This is a genomic window from Dactylosporangium sp. NPDC006015 (genome assembly GCF_040614215.1).
GTDB classification, from domain to species: Bacteria; Actinomycetota; Actinomycetes; order Mycobacteriales; family Micromonosporaceae; genus Dactylosporangium; species Dactylosporangium maewongense.
Genome location: NZ_JBEXUD010000002.1, coordinates 556904 through 572288 on the forward strand (window position 1 = coordinate 556904; position 15385 = coordinate 572288).

The 15385-nt window shown below is 74.4% G+C and carries 13 protein-coding genes; 4 read left to right on the plus strand and 9 right to left on the minus strand.

Annotated features, from left to right (window positions below; genetic code table 11):
- Positions 1-12: 12 nt before the first annotated feature.
- A complete protein-coding gene (locus ABZ321_RS05555) occupies positions 13-1932 on the plus strand; it encodes a methyl-accepting chemotaxis protein (protein ID WP_354889563.1) in 1920 nt (639 codons plus the stop codon).
- A 12-nt stretch (positions 1933-1944) separates the two neighbouring features.
- On the opposite strand, the gene ABZ321_RS05560 is transcribed toward ABZ321_RS05555, so the two are convergent.
- Entirely contained in the window at positions 1945-2115 is a 171-nt protein-coding gene (locus tag ABZ321_RS05560; protein WP_354889565.1) for a hypothetical protein, read from the minus strand.
- A 79-nt stretch (positions 2116-2194) separates the two neighbouring features.
- Here ABZ321_RS05560 and ABZ321_RS05565 point away from each other — a divergent pair, with 79 nt between their 5' ends.
- A complete protein-coding gene (locus tag ABZ321_RS05565) occupies positions 2195-3982 on the plus strand; it encodes a glycosyltransferase family 4 protein (protein WP_354889567.1) in 1788 nt (595 codons plus the stop codon).
- Positions 3983-4139: 157 nt separating this feature from the next.
- Positions 4140-6896, plus strand: a complete 2757-nt coding sequence (locus ABZ321_RS05570; RefSeq protein ID WP_354889569.1) for a BTAD domain-containing putative transcriptional regulator — start codon at positions 4140-4142, stop codon at positions 6894-6896.
- On the opposite strand, the gene ABZ321_RS05575 is transcribed toward ABZ321_RS05570, so the two are convergent.
- The 3 genes from ABZ321_RS05575 to ABZ321_RS05585 are packed head-to-tail and all read right to left on the minus strand — an operon-like array spanning position 6893 to position 8056.
- Positions 6893-7243: an alpha/beta hydrolase gene (locus ABZ321_RS05575; protein ID WP_354889571.1), complete on the minus strand. Its 351-nt coding sequence runs from the start codon at positions 7241-7243 to the stop codon at positions 6893-6895. The two genes, ABZ321_RS05570 and ABZ321_RS05575, sit on opposite strands and share 4 nt — an antisense overlap.
- Entirely contained in the window at positions 7240-7674 is a 435-nt protein-coding gene (locus ABZ321_RS05580; RefSeq protein ID WP_354889573.1) for a nitroreductase family protein, read from the minus strand. Before ABZ321_RS05580 ends, ABZ321_RS05575 begins: the two co-directional genes overlap by 4 nt.
- 34 nt (positions 7675-7708) lie before the next feature.
- Positions 7709-8056, minus strand: coding sequence for an alpha/beta fold hydrolase (locus ABZ321_RS05585; RefSeq protein ID WP_354889574.1), 348 nt, complete (start codon positions 8054-8056; stop codon positions 7709-7711).
- Between ABZ321_RS05585 and ABZ321_RS05590 the strand changes: the two genes are divergently transcribed.
- Positions 8040-8609, plus strand: a complete 570-nt coding sequence (locus ABZ321_RS05590; RefSeq protein WP_354889576.1) for a TetR family transcriptional regulator — start codon at positions 8040-8042, stop codon at positions 8607-8609. The genes ABZ321_RS05585 and ABZ321_RS05590 overlap by 17 nt on opposite strands.
- Before the next feature lie 67 nt (positions 8610-8676).
- Here the strand turns inward: ABZ321_RS05590 and ABZ321_RS05595 are convergent, their stop codons facing one another.
- The 5 genes from ABZ321_RS05595 to ABZ321_RS05615 form a co-directional block, all read right to left on the minus strand.
- Entirely contained in the window at positions 8677-10992 is a 2316-nt protein-coding gene (locus ABZ321_RS05595; protein ID WP_354889578.1) for an Hsp70 family protein, read from the minus strand.
- A gap of 97 nt (positions 10993-11089) precedes the next feature.
- A complete protein-coding gene (locus ABZ321_RS05600; RefSeq protein WP_344508311.1) occupies positions 11090-12073 on the minus strand; it encodes a sugar phosphate isomerase/epimerase family protein in 984 nt (327 codons plus the stop codon).
- Positions 12074-12079: 6 nt separating this feature from the next.
- Positions 12080-13516, minus strand: coding sequence for an FGGY family carbohydrate kinase (locus tag ABZ321_RS05605; RefSeq protein WP_354889580.1), 1437 nt, complete (start codon positions 13514-13516; stop codon positions 12080-12082).
- Complete coding sequence (locus ABZ321_RS05610) at positions 13509-14471, minus strand: transketolase C-terminal domain-containing protein (protein WP_344508315.1); 963 nt, start codon at positions 14469-14471, stop codon at positions 13509-13511. Before ABZ321_RS05610 ends, ABZ321_RS05605 begins: the two co-directional genes overlap by 8 nt.
- On the minus strand, positions 14468-15349 hold the full coding sequence (locus ABZ321_RS05615; RefSeq protein ID WP_344508317.1) for a transketolase: 882 nt from the start codon (positions 15347-15349) through the stop codon (positions 14468-14470). The genes ABZ321_RS05610 and ABZ321_RS05615 overlap by 4 nt, the downstream gene beginning before the upstream one ends.
- Positions 15350-15385 lie beyond the last annotated feature (36 nt).

The window sequence follows — 15385 nt, forward strand, 5'->3', positions numbered from 1 at the left end:
CGACTCCGGTGCGTGACTACAGGGTTTTCTCAACCCGGCCGTTTTCTCAACCTGCCGCCGGACCTGCCGATCCGCCCGGTGTGCAACTGCGTCACCGCCGTCACCTGGCAGGCGACGAACCAGCTGACGCAGGCGGTGACCCCGGTGACGCTGCCTCGGGTCACGGTCGGCGGGGTGTGGCTCGGGCAGAACCGGGAGGTCGGTGTCCCGACGCCGGTCGTCGACGACATCCGCACCATGGTCGGCGGGACCGTGACGCTGTTCCAGCGCATGAACGCCGCCGGGGACCTGCTGCGCGTGGCGACGAACGTGCCCAACAAGGCCGGTAAGCGCGCCATCGGCACCTACATCCCGGCGGTCGCCGCCGACGGCAAGCCCAACGCGGTCGCCGCGGCGATCCGGGACGGCAAGCCGTTCCGCGGCGTCGCGCTGGTCGTCGACACCTGGTACGTGAGCGGCTACGACCCGGTGAAGGACGCGTCGGGGGCCGTGGTCGGCGCGATCTACTACGGGGTGCCGCAGGCCGAGGCGATCACGAGCCTCACCGGCACGATCGCCGGGACGAAGGTCGGCACCAACGGCGCCGTCACCGTGTACTCGACCGGGGCCACCGACCGGGGCCGGGTCATCGCGTCCAGCCGCAGCGGGGAGGTCGGCCAGGTCCGCCTCGACGCGAAGGACGCCGGCGGCGCCGCGTACGTCGACAAGATCACCACCGAGGCACCGAATCTCGGCGCCGACGCCATGTGGCACACGACCTACACGCTGCCCGGCACGACCGGGGCGCCACCGGCCGCCAGCGACCTCACCGTCACCTACTACGCCCCGTACAAGTGGGCGATCGTCACCCAGTCGTACCGCCCGGACGCGGAGGCCCAGGTCACCCCGATCGACGAGGGCCGCGACACGATGCTGCGCACGTTCGCGGTCGCCGCGCTGCTGGTCGCGCTGTGCGCCGCGGCCCTCGCCTGGTGGTGGTCCCGGCGGGTCGCCGGCCGGCTCGCCGGGCTGACGGGTGCGCTCGCCCGGGTCGCCCAGCGGGACCTGACGGTCAGCGTGCCGACCCGGGGCGACGACGAGATCGCCGGGATGGGCACCGCGCTGAACACCGCCGTCGGCGAGCTGCGCGGCCTGCTCGGCGAGATCAGCGCGACCGCCGGCGACGTCACCTCGGCCGCCGGGCAGGTCGCCGCGATCGGGCACGACCTCGACCGCACCGCGGCGACCGCGGCCGGCCAGGTGGAGGCGGTCGCCGCGTCGGCGCGGGAGGTGTCGCACAGCGTGCAGACCGTGTCCGCCGGCTCCGGGGAGATGGCCGCGTCGATCAAGGAGATCTCCCGCAACGCGCAGGAGGCGGCGAGCGTCGCCCTCGACAGCGTCCGGCTGGCGCAGCAGGCGACCGATGTCGTCGGCAAGCTCGGCGAGTCCAGCGCGCAGATCGTCGACGTGGTCAAGGTGATCGGCGGGATCGCCGAGCAGACGAACCTCCTGGCGCTGAACGCGACGATCGAGGCGGCCCGGGCCGGCGAGTCCGGCAAGGGGTTCGCCGTCGTCGCCGGCGAGGTCAAGGAGCTGGCGCAGCAGACGGCCCGCGCCACCGAGGACGTCACGACCCGGGTCGCCGCGATCCGGGCGGACACCGACGGCGCCGTCCAGGCGATCCAGGCGATCACGGACGCCATCGACCGGGTCAGCGACTTCCAGCGGGCGATCGCCGCGGCCGTCGAGGAGCAGACGGCGACGACCGACGAGATGCGCCGCAGCGTCAGCAACGCCGCCGGCGGCAGCGGCGCGATCGCCAGCAGCATCGACGGCGTGACCGAGAGCGTCGCCTCCGCCCAGCGGGCGGTGGAGAGCTCCCGGCACGCCGCCGACCGCCTCAACACCAACGCCTCGACCCTCGCCGGCCTGGTCGACCGCTTCCGCCGCTGAGGCGACGGGCCGCTACATCAGGGTCACATCGACGACGTGCAGCGACGAGCCGGCGACCGACCAGGCCAGCGGGTGCGCCACCTGCGTCCGCAACGATGAGCCGGTGAGGGTGCCGACGAGTCCGGTGCGCAGGTCCCAGAGGGCCGGTGGCTGCGGATCGTTCGGATGCAGCCGGTGCTTCACCCGGCCACCGACGAACCGGCCGGCCGGCGATCGACTGCGAATGTTCTCAAGCGGGTCGCGGGGCGGCCGATGTCAGGGTGTGCCGGCCTTCGAGGAGCACCCACCGCTGCGGCCGGATCTCGCCGCCATCATCGCCGCCGCCCGCCAGGCCGAGTTCGTGAGCAGGCGGGACATGCCCGCCGCCGCGCCGCGGCCGGCCCGCCGCGACCGCAGGAACAAGGTCAGGAACGCCGGCGCAGGCCCGTTGCGGCTATGCTTCCTCGTGCCGCGCACGGACGTCGGCGGCGGGGCGCGCGTGCTGTTCGAGCACGCCAACCGCCTGCACGGGCGCGGGCACGAGGTGAAGGTGCTCAGCCACTTCCCGCCGCCGCAGTGGCACGACCTGCGACCGGAGTTCTGGACGGTGCCGTTCGGCGTGGAGCTCGCCGAGGCGGTCCCGGAGTGCGACGTGATCGTCGCCGGATACTGGGACCAGGTCCTCGCCGCCCGCTCGCTGGGCCTCGCCCCCGTGGTCCACTTCGAGCAGGGCGACTCGCACCTGTTCGAGGACCTTCAGCCGGCGATGCACGAGCTCGTGGCCCGGCACCTCGAGGCCGCCGACGCGACGCTGACCGTGAGCGGCACCGTCGCCGACGTGCTGCGCGAGCGCTTCGGCGTCGCGGCGACGGCCGTCGGCAACGCGGTCGACCCGGACGTGTTCCACCCGGGCGGCGCCGAGCAGGCGCGGCCCTACGTGTTGTTCGTCGGGTGGGACGGCAACGAGTTCAAGGGCATGGCGCAGATGCGGCAGGTGTGGCGGGCGCTCAGCGCCGAGCGCCCGGCGCTGGACCTCGTGTGGGTCACGCCGAAACCGGCGCGCGAGCCGCTCGGCCGGGTCGTCGTCGCCCCGGACCAGGCGACGCTCGGCGCGCTGTTCCGCGGGGCCGCCGCGTACGTCTGCTGCTCGCACTACGAGTCGTTCTCCCTGCCGTGCCTGGAGGCGATGGCGTCCGGCACGCCGGTCGTCGCGACCAGGAACACCGGTGTCCTCGAATACGCCCGCGACGGCGTGAACGCGCTGCTCGCCGACGTCGGCGACGCCGACGGGCTGCTCGCGGGGGTGCGGCGGGTCCTGGACGAGCCGGCGATCGCGGCGCGGCTGCGGGAGGGCGGGCTGCTGACCGCGGCCGGCTACTCGTGGGACACGATCATCAGCCGGGTCGAGGACGCCTACCGCGCCGCCCAGGCCGCCTGGTCACCGCCGCCCGCCCGCGACGAGTGGCGCTTCGACCTGCGCGGCCTGCGCTTCGACCAGAGCCACACCGAGGTCGAGCGGCGGCTCCGGCGGCGGGCCGCCGCGACGGCCGCCGGCGCCGTGGCCGTGCCGGTGACGTTCCCCGCGTTCGACGGGCACCGGGCCGTGCGCTGGCGGGTCGTCGGGCGGCGGCAGGGCGGCGGCACCGGCGGCACCATCCGGGCCTACCTGCTGGGCCACGCGGACGCCCCGCCGGCGGACCTGCCCTACGCGGCGGCGCTGCGCGACTTCACCGCCGGGCGCTTCGAGGCGGCGCTGGACGGGTTCCTGGAGCTCTACGAGCGCGGCGGCGAGCTGCGCACCACGGTGTGCCGCTGGATCGTGCTCACGCTGCTCGAGCTGGGCCGCGACGAGCAGGCGGCGTCGGTCGTGGAAGCCGGTGTGCAGGGCGTCCAGGGGCACAGCGACTTTCACTACCTGCGGGCGGTGACTGGCCTGCTCACCGGCCGTGCCGTCGACAGCGCCGCCTACGTCGACGTCATCGACGGCCTCGGACCGGCCAGCCACTTCGACGAGTGGTTCGACGAGCCGGACGTGCTCGTCCGGGAGCGGCTGCTCACCACCGTGCGGTGATGCCGACCGCGTACGGTGACCGGCGGGTGAGCGCCGGCCGCCGTACGTCCCCGATCGGGTCGGCATTGACCAACTGCGAATATGGATGTCGTCGCTTGCGCCACGCTTGACACGCCACCGGCGGCGCCGCGAAGGCGACCGGCTACGGTGTGCCGCTGTGAGGTTCCGGCTGCTGGGTCCGTTGACGATCGACTCGACCGGCGGTCCCGTCGTGCTGCGCCGGCGTCGGGAGCGGTGCCTGCTGGCGGTGCTCCTGCTGCACAACCACGCGCCCGTGCCGGTGGAGCGGCTGGTGTACCTGCTGTGGGACGGCGAACCGGTGCCGACCGCCCGCCAGCTGCTGCACAGCCACGTCTCCCGGGTCCGCGGGGCGCTCAAGGATCCGGCGGTCACGCTGAGCAGCACCGGCACCTCGTACCAGATCGACGTCGACGACGACGTGATCGACGCCCGGCGCTTCGGCGCGATGGTCACGGCAGCCCGCGCGGTGACGGACCCGGCCGCCCGGGGTGCGCTGCTGCGGGACGCGCTCGCGCTGTGGCGCGGCGACGCGCTCGACGACACCGTCTCGGCGTGGCTGCGCCCCCGGCTCGTCGGCGACCTCGACGAGCTGCGGCTGGTCGCGACCGAGGAGTGGCTCGACTGCGAGATCACCGTGGGCCGGCACGCGGAGGCGCTGCCGGAGCTGACCCGCCTGACCGCCGCGCACCCCACCCGGGAAGGGCTGCTCGGGCTGTCGATGCGCGCGCTGCACGCGGCCGGGCGGAGCATCGAGGCGCTCGCGGCGTACCGGCGGCATCAGCAGCGACTGGCGCAGGAGTTCGGGCTCGATCCGGGGCCGGACCTGCAACGCCTCCATCTCGCGGTGCTCCGGGGCCAGCCCCCGACCGCCACCCCCGTCACGACACAGGCTCCGCCGACGCCGCTGATGCCGACCCCGCTGGTGCCGACGCCTCTTGTGCCGGCGCAGTTGCCGGCGGCGCTGCGCGGGTTCACGGGGCGCGACGCGGAGCTCGCCCGGCTCGACGCCCTGCTCGCGCAGGCCGGGCGGCAGACCGTGATCTGCACCGTCGCCGGCACCGCGGGGGTGGGCAAGACCACGCTCGTCGTGCACTGGGCGCATCAGGTCGCGGCGCGGTTCCCCGACGGCCAGCTGTACGTGAACCTGCGCGGCTTCGACCGGACCGCGCCGCCGACCGACCCGGCGGAGGCGGTCCGCGGGTTCCTCGACGCGCTGGACGTCCCGCCGCAGCGGGTGCCGGCCGGGTTCGACGCGCAGGTCGCGCTCTTCCGCAGCCGGCTCGCCGGCCGGCGGATGCTGGTCGTGCTCGACAACGCCCGCGACTCCGACCAGGTCCGGCCGCTGCTGCCGGGCGCCGGCGGCAGCCTCGTGCTGGTGACGAGCCGCAACGAGCTGTCCGGGCTGCACACCGCGGAGGGTGCCGAGCCGCTGCCGCTGGACCTGCTGACCACCGCCGACGCGCGCCGGCTGCTGGCCGCCCGGCTCGGCGCGGCCCGGGTCGCGGCCGAGCCCGCCGCGGTCGAGGAGGTCGTGGCGGCGTGCGCGGGGCTGCCGCTCGCGCTGGCGATCGTCGCGGCCCGGGCGGCGCACGCCCCGCTGGAGGAGGTCGCCGTCTCGCTGCGCAACGCCGGGCGGCAGCTCGACGCGTTCACCGGCGCCGAGCGCGGCACCGACGCCCGGGCCGTCCTGTCCTGGTCCTACGCGGCGCTGAGCCCGGCGGCGGCGCGCCTGTTCCGGCTGATCGGCCTCCACCCGGGCCCCGACTTCACCGCCGACTGCCTGCCGGCCTCGACCGGGCCGGCCGTGGAGGAGCTGCTCGGCGAGCTGACCCGGGCGCACCTGCTGACCGAGCCCGCTCCCGGCCGGTACACCTGCCACGACCTCCTCCGTGCCTACGCCGGCGAACAGGCGGTCGCGGTCGACTCCCCCGCGGACCGGCGCGCCGCGCAGCAGCGGATGCTCGACCACTACCTGCACACCGCGTACGCGGGGACCCGGCTGCTCAGCCCGCACCGGGAGACGCTCGACCTCGACCCGCCGCCGCAACCGGCCGACGCCCAGCAGGCCCTCGCGTGGTTCACCGCGGAGCGGCCGGTGCTGCTCGCCGCCGTCGACCAGGCCGAGCGGCTCGGGTTCGACGCGCACGCCTGGCAGCTGGCGTGGTGCCTGGCCACGTTCCTGGACCGGCAGGGGCTGTGGCGCGACTGGCTGCACACGTCGGAGGCCGGCCTCGCCGCCGCCGAGCGCCTCGGCGACCGCCGCGGGGCCGCCCACCTGCACCGGCTCCTCGCCCACGCCTGCCTGAAGGTCAACCGGATCGACGACGCGTCGTCGCACGCGGCTCGCGCCCTCGAGCTGTACGAGGAGGTCGGCGACCACGTCCTGCAGGCGCAGGGGCACATGAACCTGGGCGAGATCGCCGCCCGCCGCGGCCACACCGTCGAGGGCCTCCGGCACGTGTCGCAGGCCCGCGACCTGTTCCGCGCCGCCGGCGGCCGCAACGGCGAGGCCAACGCCCTCAACGCGATGGGCTGGCTGCACGCCCAGCTCGGCGACCACCGCGAGGCGGTGACCGCCTGCCGGCAGGCGCTCGCGCTGCACCAGGAGCTCGACAACCGCCAGGGCGAGGCGGAGACCTGGGACACCATCGGCTACGCCCACCACCACCTGGGCGAGCTGGCCGAGGCGGCGGCCTGCTTCGAGCGCGCGGTCGCCCTGTTCCGGCTCACCGGCGACCGGGACTTCGAGGCCGACTCCCTGCACCACCTCGGCGACACCCGCCTCGCCGCGGGCGACCCGGACGCCGCCCGCGACACCTGGCGCCGGTCACTGGAGATCTTCGAGGACCTCGACCACCCCGACGCCACCACGGTCCGCGCCAAGCTGCTCTAGCACTCGCTGTCGTGCCGGGGCAGGACCCCGTCGAGCAGGTAGCGCTTGACGGTGCCATCCACACAGGCATTGCCCGCGCCGGTGTACAGCCCGTCGAGGAACGCCGCGAGGCTTTCGGTCGGCGGCACCGCCTCGCCCGTCCGCGCCGCTCCCTCGCCAGCGCGACGCTCTCGTCGAACGACGCCCGGTCCGGCCCCGCGGACCGCACGAACGTGTCGGTCCGCCAGTCGCAGGCGGCCGCGCCAGGCGTCCGGGCCCGGCTTGCCGATGTTGACGACGACCAGCGAGCGGTGCGTGCCGCCGGGGAAGGACTCGGCGTCGACCTTGGCCGCGTCGAAGCCGGTCATCGGGCCCGCGGACAGGCCGACGGCCCGCATGCCGAGGATGAGGTACGCGACCTGGAGCGTGGCGTTGAGCCGGCCCGACGCTCGCGGACCGTCGGGTCGGCGAAGTACTCGTCCTTCGCCTGCGGGTAGTGCGGCAGCAGGACCGGCAGCAGCTCGTGGAACTCGGTGTCGGCGGCCAGGATCGCGGTCAGCGGCGCGGACGCGGTCTTGGCCCGGTTGTCCCCGTCCATCAGCGGGACCAGGCGGGCGCGGGACCCGGGCGAGCGCAGCAGGACCGCCCGCAGGGGCTGCTGGTTGAACGCGGTCGGCGCCCACTTCACGAGGTCGTGCAGGGCGGTCACCTGCTCGTCGGTGACGGGCTCCGCGGTGAACGTATGCGCGGTGCGCGCCTGGCGGAACAGCAGGTCCTGGGATTCGGCGTCGAGCAGCACGGTCGTTCGCCCTCCTTTCTGTGTTGGCGCTGTGTCAGCGGCCGGTCGCGGCGCGCTCGATGAGCTGGGCGGTGTGCACCGGGCGCGACACCATCGCGGCGTGCCCGGTGCCGAGCTCGACGGTGCGGGCGCGGCCGGCGGCGCGGGCGGCCATCGCCCGCTCGGCAGCGACCGGGATCATCCGGTCGGCGGTCGCGATCTGGTACCAGGTGGGGAACTGCTTCCACGCGGGCGTCCCGGTGACCGTCGCGCCCAGCGTCGCCGCGGCGACCGGCTTCTGGGTCGCGGCCAGCACCTGCTGCTCGGCCCGCGGCGCGTCCTGGGCGAAGTCCTCGCCGAAGTGCACCCGGTCGAGGATCAGGTCGGTGGCGGAGATCGGCACGATGTGCGACAGCGACGGCAGCGCCGGCGCGGCCACCCGCGTCTTCTACGCCGAGGGCATCCACGCGGTCGGCGTCGATCGCATCATCGCCGAGGCCGGCGTCACCCGCGTGACGTTCTACCGGCACTTCCCGTCCAAAGAGGACCTGATCCAGGCGTATCTCAGCGCCCACGACGCCGAGATCCGCGCCCACGTCGGCGCGAGGATCGCCGCGGCGCGCGACCCGCGAGCCGCCGTCTCGGCCATGATGGGCAGCCTCGGCACGGCCATCTGCGCGCCCGGCTTCCGTGGATGCGCGTTCATCAACGCCGCCGCGGAGTACCCCGACCCCGAGGAGCCCATCGCGAAGCTCGTCGCCGGCCACCGGCGCTGGTTCCGCGACACGGCGACCGACCTGCTGACCAGCGCCGGGCACCCCGACCCGGCGGGGACCGCCGCGCTGCTGCTCATGGTCCGCGACGGCGCGATGGTCGGCGGCTACCTCGACGACGCCGAGACCGTCCGCGCCAACCTGTCCCGCGCAGTCGATGCGCTCCTGCCGTCAGACGACTAAGACGTCCCCCTGCCGTCAGTCGGCTCAGACGCCCCTGCTGTCAGACGGCTGAGACGTCCTCCTGCCGTCAGACGGCTGCGACGTCCCAGAGAAAGACGTGGAACCCGCCCGACTGCGCGACCGCGAGCACCCGGCCGTCGTGGCTGAACGCCAGCTTCTCCGCGCCGTAGTGGTCGCTGGAGTCGAGTGGCCCGAGGACCGGCTGGTGGTCGGACACGCGCCAGAGCCGCGCCCCTTCGGCACCGGCGGTGGCGAGGTACTGGCCGTCGGCGGTGAACGCGACGTCCTCCGCCTCGCGCACCGCGATGGGCTCGCCGGACTGCGTCTGGGAGGCGACGTCCCACAGCCGGACCGTGCCGTCGCCGCCGGCGGTGGCCAGCAGCGTGCCGTCGCGGTTGAAGGTGACGGCGAAGACGTTGTCCGAGACGTCCGGCGCCTTGCGGTGCCCCGCGAACGCCTTGCCGATCTGGCCCCCGCCCGGCACCTGCCACACGGTGGCGAGGCTGCGCTGGTCCCCGGTGGCGATCCGGTCGCCGGTCGCGTTGAACGTGGCGTCCCAGGGCCCGCCGTCGACCAGGGTGACGCGTGCCCGGCTCGCGACGTCCCACACCGCCGTGCCCCGCAACCCGGCCGCCACCAGCCTCGTGCCTGCCTTGTCGAACTCGACCGAGTAGCGCCAGTCGTCGTTCGGGTTGATGTCCGGGCGGTTGACCAGCGGCTGCCCGACCTGCGCGTTGGTGCGCATGCTCCACAGCCGCACCGTGCCGTCCTGGCTCGCCGTCGCGAACGTGTCCCCGTCGGGGCTGAACGCGACCGCGTTGACCCGGCCGCCGTACGTGCCCCCGCCGTGCCCCGTGAACGGCTGCCCGATCCGTTGCCGCCCCGCGACGTCCCACAGCTCCGCGGTCTCCCCCACCGCGACCGCCAGCTTCTTGTCGTCGAGGCTGAACGCCATGTCCTGCGGGCTCGCGCCGAGCTTCAGCTCACCGACGAGGCGCTCGGAAGTGCGGTCCTCCGGCGTCTGGTCCTTGTCGGGCAGCACCGCCACCAGCACCGCGACGACGACCAGCAGCACGGCCAGCGCCGCCAACACCGCGGGTCCAGCTGCTGCCTTTGGCGTTTTCCCAGGTTGTACGGCGTGCGCCAGCTCGCCCGCCGCGATGGGCACTCCGCCGGTACCGGTACCGGGCTCGGCCGTCACGTCAGCGGGCCGCTGCGGCCCGGCGTCCTCGGCCGCAGCCCCGGCAGCCGTCACCGCGACAGCCGCAGGTCGCTCGGTCGCCGCCGCGCCGGTCGGGGCCGCATGGGTCAGCAGCGTGGCCGGCGCGTGCAGGCTCCCCTCGGCGACCACCAGCTCCGGATGGTCGAGCGCGGTGGGCGCGATCCGCAACGTCCGGTGCAGCAGCGTCGCCACCAGCGGAATCCGCGACGAGCCGCCGACCAGGAACAACCCCGCGACCTGCTCCCGCGGCACCCGGGCCTCCCGCAGCACCCGCACGGTCCAGGCGACGGTCCGCTCCAGCAGCGGCCGGGCCAGCGCCTCGAACTCCTCCCGGCTCAGATGCGCCGCCGCCTCGACGAGCGGCACCCGCACCTCGGCACCGGGCCGCCGCGTCAACTGCTCCTTCGCCGCCCGCGCGTCCTGCCACAACAGGTGCCGCGCCCGCAGGTCGTCCGCCGTCTGTGGCCAGTCCAGCCGCCCCCAGGCCGCGCCACCCCCGCCGGCCCGCCGCGCGTGCTCCACCACCGCCGCATCGATGTCGAGGCCCCCGACGTCGCCCAGCCCATCGGCACTCACGACCGCGAACCCGTCGTCGGTCCGCCGCACCACAGCGACGTCGAACGTCCCGGCGCCCAGGTCGTACACCAGCAGACAACGCCCCGGCGCGAGCTCCTCCCCAAGGACGTCCACGTAATAGGCGGCCGCGGCGACCGGCTCCGGCAACAACCTCACCGGCCCCAGCCCCGCCCGCTCGGCCGCCGACGCCAGCACCCCCAGCCGCCGCGCCGCCCACCCGGCCGGGTGCGTCAGCACCACCTCTGCCAGGGTCCCGCCACCGACCCGTGCCGCCTCGTCCCCGACCCGCCCCAGCACCGCCGCGATCAGGTCCGCGACCGCGTGCTCCTCCTCGCCCAGCCACACGGTCCCGTCATCGATCCGCCGCTTCGGGTTGAGCTCCAGCCCCGCCGGCGCCCCGAGCCCGGCCCGCTCGGCATCGCTGCCGGTCAGCACCCCGTCCGGCCCCACGAACACGGCCGACGGCAGCACCGGCGACGCCCCGAACAGCAACGGCCGCACCCGCCCGTCCCCGCCGGCCACCACCGCCACCGTGTTCGACGTCCCGAAGTCGACCCCTAGCCGCACCCCACCCAGACCCGTCACGCCCCCACCATACGATCGATCCCCGTCGACCCGGCAGGACGAAGGGGCGGCTCCGCCGCAGCGGCGCCGCCCCTGTTCCGGCTGAAGTGCGACGGCCTCAGTCGACGGCGCCGAAGAGGGCGTCCTGGACGATGCGCTGGGCGGCCATGGCGTCCTGGCGCTCCTGGGCCTCGGCGAGCGCGCTGACGTCGAGCCGGTCGAGCGCCCGGTGGATGCGCTTGAGCGTGCCGATGGCGGTCTTGGCCGCGTCGACGCTGTCCTCGCGGAAGGGGAACTGGTCGAGCTGCCAGACGCCGTCCCAGTTGTTCTTGCGCAGCGTGTGGAAGAACTCGAAGATCTCGGTGAGGTGGACGGTGCCGACGACCAGGTCGTCGTCCCAGCCGCGCAGGTTGTCGTTGACGTCCATGCCGAAGAGACGGCCGTGGTCGATGATGAGCTGGGCGGCGTCGGCCGGCGACTCGCCGCCGTAGAGGCTGTGGCCGAAGTCCAGCAGGACGCCGACGTTGTCCAGGCCGATCTGCTCGATGCCGAGCAGGGTGCGCGCGGCGGAGTCCCACGTCATCTTGACGCGCGGCTCACGCGGCTTGTATTCGATGGCGAACTTGAGGTCGGGGTGGGCGCCGGCCAGCTCGCGCATGCCGTCGACGGCGAGCTTCCACAGGGTGCGGTGGTCGACCTGGAACGGGTAGTCCCAGCCGTCCTGACCGGGCCAGATCTTGACGTAGTCGGCGCCGAGCTCCCGGACCACGCCGGCGGCCTCGTGCATGAGGTCCAGCGCCGCGGCGCGGGTGGCCGGGTCGGGGTTGGTGAACGAGCCCCGGCTGAACTTGCGCAGGTAGATCTCGGGGGTGATCCCGATGGCGGCGAGCCCCTGGGCGGCGAGGGCGTCCTTCACCTCGCCGATACCGACGCCGGGGGTGAACGGGTAGTTGAGGTCGACGACGGACAGGTCGCCGACCTGCCCGGCCAGCTCGATGGCTTCCAGCGTGGTCCGGGCCGGGCCGTAGCCGTCGGTGGCGTACCGGTCGACATAGGTGGCGAAGTGCCAGAGGCCGGCGCCGAAGCGCGGGTACTCGGTCATGGCGGATCAGCTCCCGAGGTGGTGTGCGGACGGGGTGGATGCTCGCGCGACGGCCTGGCGCCATCCGGAGCGGAGCTCGGCGGCGGCGGTGCCGTCGCGCGGAGCGAAGTCGTCGTAGGCGACACCGGTCGACGGGGCGCCGGCCGGCCAGAGTCCGGCGGCGCGGCCCGCGAGGTGGACGGCGCCGAGCGCGGAGAGGTTCGCGGTCCGGGCCCTGCGCACCGGCACGCCGGCGAGGTCGGCCTGGATCTGCATGAGCTGGTCGTTGCCGCTGGCACCGCCGTCGGCGAGCAGGCATCCGGCGCTGCCGATGGCGTCGACGACGTCGGTCACCTGGTGCGCGATCGACTCGATCGCGGCCCGGGCCAGCTGCGCCGCCCCGGCGCCGAAGGTGAGGCCGGTGATCGTGCCGGTGGCGGTGTCGTCCCACCACGGCGCGGCGAGGCCGCCGAACGCCGGCACCAGCTGGACGCCGTCGCTGGAGGCGGTCGCGGCCAGCGCGGCGACCCGCTCGGGCGTGGTGTCGAGCAGGTCGGCCAGCCACGTGATCGTCGCGCCGCTGGAGCGGATGTTGCCCTCGGCGGCGAGCCGGGCGCCGGGATCGCCCCAGGCGACGGTCACGCAGACGTCCTCGCCGGGGTCCGGTGCCGTGTCGGGCAGCAGCCGCATGACCGACGATCCGGTGCCGTAGGTGACCTTGACGCCGTCCGCCGCCCGGGGACCGTGGGCGTAGAGGGCGGCGTGGGAGTCGCCGAGCACGGCGGTGATCGGCAGACCGGCGAGGATCCCGCCGTGCTTGCCGATCGTGCCGAGGTCGCCGGCCGAGGCCACGATCTCGGGCAGGGCGCTCGCGGGGATGCCGAACAGGTCCAGGAGGTCGCTGCTCCAGCTCGCCGAGTGCACGTCGAGCAGTTGCGTGCGCGACGCGTTGCCGACCTCGATGCGGTGCTCGCCGGTCAGGGCGTACAGCAGCCAGGCGTCGATCGTGCCGACGGCGGCGTCCGGTGCCCGCTCGAGCAGCCACCGCAGCTTGGCCGCGCTGAACATGGGGTCCAGCGGCAGCCCGCTGACCGCCCGGACCGGCCCGTCGTGCCCGCCGGCCCGCAGCTCGTCGCAGAACGCCTGGGCGCGCTGGTCCTGCCAGCCGAGAACCGGCCCGGCCGGCCGGCCGGTGTGCCGGTCCCAGACGACGGCCGACTCGCGCTGCGTGCTCAGCCCGACCGCGACGACCGTGTCGAGGGCGACGCCGTCGAGACACTCGGCGGCGGCCCGCGACACGCTGTCGAGGATGTCGTCGGCATCCTGCTCCACCCACCCGGGCCGGGGGTAGCGGATGCCGACGGGAGCGGAGCCGGCGCGGACGACCGCCCCGCTCCTGTCGACCAGCAGGCACTTGGTCGAGCTGGTGCCCTGGTCGATCGCGAGGATCAGGTCCTCAGGCATCGGAGCGGGCGAGGGTGACGGCGGCGGCCCGGATCTCCGCGGCGGTGAGGCCGAAGTGCTCGAGCAGCATGGCCGTGTCGCCGGTCGGCGCGAACTGGCGGGGGACGCCGAGCATCCGCATCGGCACGGGCCGGCGGTCCGCCACGACGATCGCGGCCACGGCCGCGCCGAGCCCGCCGGTGACGGTGGCTTCCTCGGCGGTCACGATCGCGCGCGTCTCGCGGGCCGCGCGGCGGATCGCCATCTCGTCCAGCGGAGCGATGGTGGACATGTTGAGCACACGCACGGAGACGCCTTCCGCCGCGGCCTGCTCCGCCGCCTGCAGCGCCCGGGAGACCATCGTGCCGGTCGCCACCACCGTGACGTCGTCACCGTCGCGCAGGCAGGTCGACTGGCCGTAGGTGAACGGGTGGTCGCCGGTCACGGCCGGCACCTTGAACCGGCCGATCCGCAGGAAGACGGGGGTGCGGGCGCCGGCGGCCCACCGCACGGCGGCCCGGGTCTCGGCCGGGTCCGCGGGGACCACGATCCCGAGGCCGGCGATGGCCCGCAGCCACGCCAGGTCCTCGATCGAGTGGTGGGTGGGGCCGAGCTCGCCGTACGCCATGCCGGGGCTCATCCCGCACAGCACGACCGGCGACTCGCTGTAGGCGACGTCGGCCTTGATCTGCTCCAGCGCGCGGCCGGTGAGGAACGGCGCGGCCGCGCACACGAACGGGATGTAGCCGCTGAGCGCGAGCCCGGCGCCGACGCCGACCATGTCCTGCTCGGCGATGCCGACGTTGATGAGCCGGTCCGGGAACTCCTTGGCGAAGCCGCCGAGGTTGCTGGAGCCGACCGAGTCGTTGCAGACGGCCACGATGCGCTCGTCGGCGCGGGCCAATTCGAGCAGCTCCTCGGCGAAGGCGACGCGGCAGTCGTAGGTCTGCGCGTCCGTCTCGACGACCGCGCTCATCGGGCCAGCTCCGCCGCGGCCGCGCTGATCTGCTCCGCCGTGGGCACCTTGTGGTGCCATTCGACGCGGTCTTCCATGAACGAGACGCCTCTTCCCTTGATCGTATTGGCGATGACACAGGTGGGCCGGTCGCCGCGGGTGGCGGTGAACGCCTCCAGCAGCGCCAGGTGGTCGTGGCCGTCGACGGTCACGACGTCCCAGCCGAAGCTGCGCCACTTGTCGTCCAGCGGGTCCAGCGCGCTGGTGTCCTCGGTGCGCGCGCCCTGCTGGAGGCGGTTGCGGTCGACCACGGCGGTGAGGTTCGTCAGCCGCCGGTGCCCGGCCGTCATCGCGGCCTCCCAGTTGCTGCCTTCCTGCAGCTCCCCGTCGCCGAGCACGACAAACACCTGCCGGGCCGAGCGGTCGAGCCGCGCCGCCACCGCCATGCCGACCGCCACCGGCAGGCCGTGCCCGAGCGGGCCGGTGTTGGTCTCCACGCCCGGCACCTTCACCCGGTTCGGGTGACCGTTGAGCGCCGAGTGGGGGGCGGCGAAGGTCTCGAGCTCATGGGCGCCGAAGAACCCCGCCGCCGCGAGGGTGGCGTAGAGCGCACCCGCGGTGTGGCCCTTGCTGAGCACGAGCCGGTCGCGGTCGGCCCAGTCCGGTCGCTCCGGATCGACGCGCAGGACGGCGAAGAACAGGGTGGTGAGAATGTCGAGGACGGACATGTCGCCGCCCACGTGCCCCAGCCCGGCACGGCTGATCATCGCCAGGTCGGTGGTGCGGGACTGGTTGGCCCGGCGCCGCAGCATCTCACGGCGATGTTCGGGCTCGGCGTCGGCGAGTTCCTTCCGGAATCGGCGCCAGGCGTCGGCGGCCGAAGAGTCGGCGACCAGCATGGGAGTCCTCTCGTTTCTGCTGTGGTGACCGTTCGA

Excerpts from the sequence above, each read along its gene's own strand:
- ABZ321_RS05575 (WP_354889571.1), bottom strand. The coding sequence starts at position 7,243 with ATGACCGGCTTCGACGCGGCCAAGGTCGACGCCGAGTCCTTCCCCGGC.
- ABZ321_RS05600 (WP_344508311.1), bottom strand. The coding sequence starts at position 12,073 with ATGACCGAGTACCCGCGCTTCGGCGCCGGCCTCTGGCACTTCGCCACC.
- ABZ321_RS05605 (WP_354889580.1), bottom strand. The coding sequence starts at position 13,516 with ATGCCTGAGGACCTGATCCTCGCGATCGACCAGGGCACCAGCTCGACC.
- ABZ321_RS05610 (WP_344508315.1), bottom strand. The coding sequence starts at position 14,471 with ATGAGCGCGGTCGTCGAGACGGACGCGCAGACCTACGACTGCCGCGTC.
- ABZ321_RS05615 (WP_344508317.1), bottom strand. The coding sequence starts at position 15,349 with ATGCTGGTCGCCGACTCTTCGGCCGCCGACGCCTGGCGCCGATTCCGG.